The sequence below is a fragment of the Actinotalea ferrariae genome, from assembly GCF_019733465.1.
Lineage (GTDB): Bacteria > Actinomycetota > Actinomycetes > Actinomycetales > Cellulomonadaceae > Actinotalea > Actinotalea ferrariae_A.
Genome location: NZ_JACVQL010000184.1, coordinates 1 through 5,323 on the forward strand (window position 1 = coordinate 1; position 5,323 = coordinate 5,323).

Consider the following 5,323-nt stretch of genomic DNA (forward strand, 5'->3'; position numbering starts at 1 on the left):
CCGGAAATGCAGCGAGGCCGCCCCCGTTTCCGGGGGCGGCCTCGTTGTGAAGTGTTGTTCGGCGGCGACCTACTCTCCCACACAGTCTCCCGTGCAGTACCATCGGCGCAGAAGGGCTTAGCTTCCGGGTTCGGAATGGAGCCGGGCGTTTCCCCTTCGCTATGACCGCCGAAACTCTATGGAGATGTCAATCGGGTTCCCGACCGTATCTCGGGAACCGCACAGTGGACGCGTAGCACAGTAAGTGTGTGTCAAGTTATCGGCTTATTAGTACCGGTCAGCTGCGAGAGTCGTTAGTCCTCTCTTCCACATCCGGCCTATTCACCCAGTGGTCTAGCTGGGAGCCTCTCGGGGTAAACCCCATGGAAACCTCATCTTGAAGCGAGCTTCCCGCTTAGATGCTTTCAGCGGTTATCCCTTCCGAACGTAGCCAACCAGCCGTGCTCCTGGCGGAACAACTGGCACACCAGAGGTTCGTCCGTCCCGGTCCTCTCGTACTAGGGACAGCCCTTCTCAAGTTTCCTGCGCGCGCAGCGGATAGGGACCGAACTGTCTCACGACGTTCTAAACCCAGCTCGCGTACCGCTTTAATGGGCGAACAGCCCAACCCTTGGGACCTACTCCAGCCCCAGGATGCGACGAGCCGACATCGAGGTGCCAAACCATGCCGTCGATATGGACTCTTGGGCAAGATCAGCCTGTTATCCCCGGGGTACCTTTTATCCGTTGAGCGACGGCGCTTCCACAAGCCACCGCCGGATCACTAGTTCCGACTTTCGTCCCTGCTTGACCTGTCAGTCTCACAGTCAAGCTCCCTTGTGCACTTGCACTCGCCACCTGATTGCCAACCAGGCTGAGGGAACCTTTGAGCGCCTCCGTTACATTTTAGGAGGCAACCGCCCCAGTTAAACTACCCACCAGGCACTGTCCCTGATCCGGATTACGGACCGAGGTTAGACATCCAGAACGACCAGAGTGGTATTTCAACGATGACTCCACCGACACTGGCGTGCCGGCTTCACAGTCTCCCACCTATCCTACACAAGCCGTACCGAACACCAATACCAAGCTATAGTAAAGGTCCCGGGGTCTTTCCGTCCTGCTGCGCGTAACGAGCATCTTTACTCGTAGTGCAATTTCGCCGAGTTCGCGGTTGAGACAGCGGAGAAGTCGTTACGCCATTCGTGCAGGTCGGAACTTACCCGACAAGGAATTTCGCTACCTTAGGATGGTTATAGTTACCACCGCCGTTTACTGGGGCTTAAATTCTGAGCTTCGCTCCGAAGAGCTGACCCGTCCTCTTAACCTTCCAGCACCGGGCAGGCGTCAGTCCGTATACATCGTCTTGCGACTTCGCACGGACCTGTGTTTTTAGTAAACAGTCGCTTCTCCCTGGTCTCTGCGGCCTTCGAACGCTTCGGCAGCAAGTGCCTACACGCCTCAGGCCCCCCTTCTCCCGAAGTTACGGGGGCATTTTGCCGAGTTCCTTAACCACGATTCTCTCGATCGCCTTGGTATTCTCTACCTGACCACCTGAGTCGGTTTAGGGTACGGGCGGCTAGAACCTCGCGTCGAGGCTTTTCTAGGCAGCATAGGATCACCCAATCATCCCGCATAAGCGGTCACCATCAGTTCTCAGGCTATGTGAGCTGCGGATTTGCCTACAGCTCGCCCTACAACCTTGGACGTGGTCTACCATCGCCACGCTGGGCTACCTTCCTGCGTCACCCCTGTTAATACGCTTACCTACTGCCGGCTCGGGTCGTGCGCTCCACCATCACGTCCCCGAAGGGATCCAGATGGCTTTGGGCACTTAGCATCACCGGGGTCGGTATGGGCGGTTCTTCGCCGGTACGGGAATATCAACCCGTTGTCCATCGACTACGCCTGTCGGCCTCGCCTTAGGTCCCGACTTACCCAGGGCGGATTAGCCTGGCCCTGGAACCCTTGGTCATTCGGCGGACGGGTTTCTCACCCGTCTTTCGCTACTCATGCCTGCATTCTCACTCGTGTAGCGTCCACCGCTGGGTTACCCCGCGACTTCACTCGCCACACGACGCTCCCCTACCCATCCACACGCCTGGATCACGAAGACCTAGCTATTGTGTGAATGCCACAGCTTCGGCGGTATACTTGAGCCCCGCTACATTGTCGGCGCGGAATCACTTGACCAGTGAGCTATTACGCACTCTTTCAAGGGTGGCTGCTTCTAAGCCAACCTCCTGGTTGTCTGTGCAACTCCACATCCTTTCCCACTTAGCATACGCTTAGGGGCCTTAGCTGGTGGTCTGGGCTGTTTCCCTCTCGACTACGGAGCTTATCCCCCGCAGTCTCACTGCCACGCTCTCACTTACCGGCATTCGGAGTTTGGCTGACGTCAGTAACCTTGTAGGGCCCATCGGCCATCCAGTAGCTCTACCTCCGGCAAGAAACACGTGACGCTGCACCTAAATGCATTTCGGGGAGAACCAGCTATCACGAAGTTTGATTGGCCTTTCACCCCTAACCACAGGTCATCCCCCCGGTTTTCAACCCAGGTGGGTTCGGTCCTCCACGCGGTCTTACCCGCGCTTCAACCTGCCCATGGCTAGATCACTTCGCTTCGGGTCTAGAGCACGCGACTGTATCGCCCTATTCGGACTCGCTTTCGCTACGGCTTCCCCTCACGGGTTAACCTCGCCACGTACCACTAACTCGCAGGCTCATTCTTCAAAAGGCACGCCGTCACCCCTGCTAGGGAGGCTCCGACGGATTGTAGGCAAACGGTTTCAGGTACTATTTCACTCCCCTCCCGGGGTACTTTTCACCTTTCCCTCACGGTACTTGTCCGCTATCGGTCACTAGGGAGTATTTAGGCTTAGAGAGTGGTCTCTCCAGATTCACACGGGATTTCTCGGGCCCCGTGCTACTTGGGATACCTCTCGGGAGGCCGCGCCATTTCGTCTACGGGGGTAGCACCCTCTGTGCCGGGCCTTTCAATGCCCTTCGACTATGACGCGACTTTCTGACTCCCTGGAAGCTCGGCAGAACTTCCTGAAAGGTCCCGCAACCCCGACCGTGCAACGCCTGCCGGCTATCACACACGATCGGTTTGGCCTTCTCCGCTTTCGCTCGCCACTACTCACGGAATATCTCTTCCTGTGGGTACTGAGATGTTTCACTTCCCCACGTTCCCTCCACACGCCCTATATATTCAGGCGCGGGTAACTGGACATGACTCCAGCTGGGTTTCCCCATTCGGAGATCCTCGGATCACGGTTCGTTTGCCAACTCCCCGAGGCTTATCGCAGGCTACTACGTCCTTCTTCGGCTCCTAGTGCCAAGGCATCCACCGTTTGCCCTTAAAAACTTGCCACAAAGACTTACTAAAAGATGCTCGCGTCCACTGTGCAGTTCTCAAGCTACGGGCGGTCCCGCCACGCCCCGGCGCCTACCCCACAACGTGGAGCGGTTCATCCGGTCGAGGCGGTCCGACGCACCGATCTTCCGATCGGCCCGAGGTCCAGGCGAAAGCCTGTTCCCTCAGGACCCAACAGCGTGCCTAGCGTCCGACCCACGGTCATCAGGTTCCACTCCCCGAAGGGAGGTACTGAGATGCCGGCGACCAGACGCAACTGGTCGATGTTCCACCCTTGAGCTACCCACCTCGAGACGAACGCTCGAGTAGTAGGCCCTGGACGCCTTGCAGCGCCAAGATGCTCCTTAGAAAGGAGGTGATCCAGCCGCACCTTCCGGTACGGCTACCTTGTTACGACTTAGTCCCAATCGCTGGTCCCACCTTCGACGGCTCCCTCCCAAGGGTTGGGCCACCGGCTTCGGGTGTTACCGACTTTCGTGACTTGACGGGCGGTGTGTACAAGGCCCGGGAACGTATTCACCGCAGCGTTGCTGATCTGCGATTACTAGCGACTCCGACTTCATGGGGTCGAGTTGCAGACCCCAATCCGAACTGAGACCGGCTTTTTGGGATTCGCTCCACCTCGCGGTATCGCAGCCCTTTGTACCGGCCATTGTAGCATGCGTGAAGCCCAAGACATAAGGGGCATGATGATTTGACGTCATCCCCACCTTCCTCCGAGTTGACCCCGGCAGTCTCCTATGAGTCCCCACCATGACGTGCTGGCAACATAGGACGAGGGTTGCGCTCGTTGCGGGACTTAACCCAACATCTCACGACACGAGCTGACGACAACCATGCACCACCTGTATACCGCCCTTGCGGACCCCATGTCTCCATGAGTTTTCGGTATATGTCAAGCCTTGGTAAGGTTCTTCGCGTTGCATCGAATTAATCCGCATGCTCCGCCGCTTGTGCGGGCCCCCGTCAATTCCTTTGAGTTTTAGCCTTGCGGCCGTACTCCCCAGGCGGGGCACTTAATGCGTTTGCTGCGGCACGGAACTCGTGGAATGAGCCCCACACCTAGTGCCCAACGTTTACGGCATGGACTACCAGGGTATCTAATCCTGTTCGCTCCCCATGCTTTCGCTCCTCAGCGTCAGTTGCGGCCCAGAGACCTGCCTTCGCCATCGGTGTTCCTCCTGATATCTGCGCATTCCACCGCTACACCAGGAATTCCAGTCTCCCCTACCGCACTCTAGTCTGCCCGTACCCACTGCAGGCCCGAGGTTGAGCCTCGGGTTTTCACAGCAGACGCGACAAACCGCCTACGAGCTCTTTACGCCCAATAATTCCGGACAACGCTTGCGCCCTACGTATTACCGCGGCTGCTGGCACGTAGTTAGCCGGCGCTTCTTCTGCAGGTACCGTCACTTTCGCTTCTTCCCTGCTGAAAGGGGTTTACAACCCGAAGGCCTTCATCCCCCACGCGGCGTCGCTGCATCAGGCTTGCGCCCATTGTGCAATATTCCCCACTGCTGCCTCCCGTAGGAGTCTGGGCCGTGTCTCAGTCCCAGTGTGGCCGGTCGCCCTCTCAGGCCGGCTACCCGTCGTCGCCTTGGTGGGCCGTTACCCCACCAACTAGCTGATAGGCCGCGAGTCCATCCCCGACCGAAATTCTTTCCAGACGCTACAGATGCCTGTGCGTCTCGTATCCGGTATTAGCTCCGATTTCCCGGGGTTATCCCAGAGTCGGGGGCAGGTTACTCACGTGTTACTCACCCGTTCGCCACTGATCACCCGGTGCAAGCACCGAGATCACCGTTCGACTTGCATGTGTTAAGCACGCCGCCAGCGTTCGTCCTGAGCCAGGATCAAACTCTCCGTAGATGTCTATAGGCAACCCATCCCCGAAAGGACAGGACAACCGACACACGAAGCGGTCCCGAAGGACCAGTTTTCATCTGGCATCGATCAAATGTACAA

Annotated in this window: 3 rRNA genes; all 3 read right to left on the reverse strand. The window is 57.7% G+C overall.

Annotated features, from left to right (window positions below):
- Window positions 1-56: 56 nt before the first annotated feature.
- Window positions 57-173: ribosomal RNA gene (gene rrf, locus ICW40_RS14415) — 5S ribosomal RNA — on the reverse strand.
- 74 nt (window positions 174-247) lie between these two features.
- A 23S ribosomal RNA gene (locus ICW40_RS14420) occupies window positions 248-3,355 on the reverse strand.
- Between the two features lie 351 nt (window positions 3,356-3,706).
- Window positions 3,707-5,227, reverse strand: a 16S ribosomal RNA gene (locus ICW40_RS14425).
- The 16S, 23S and 5S rRNA genes sit together here, the layout of an rRNA operon.
- Window positions 5,228-5,323 lie beyond the last annotated feature (96 nt).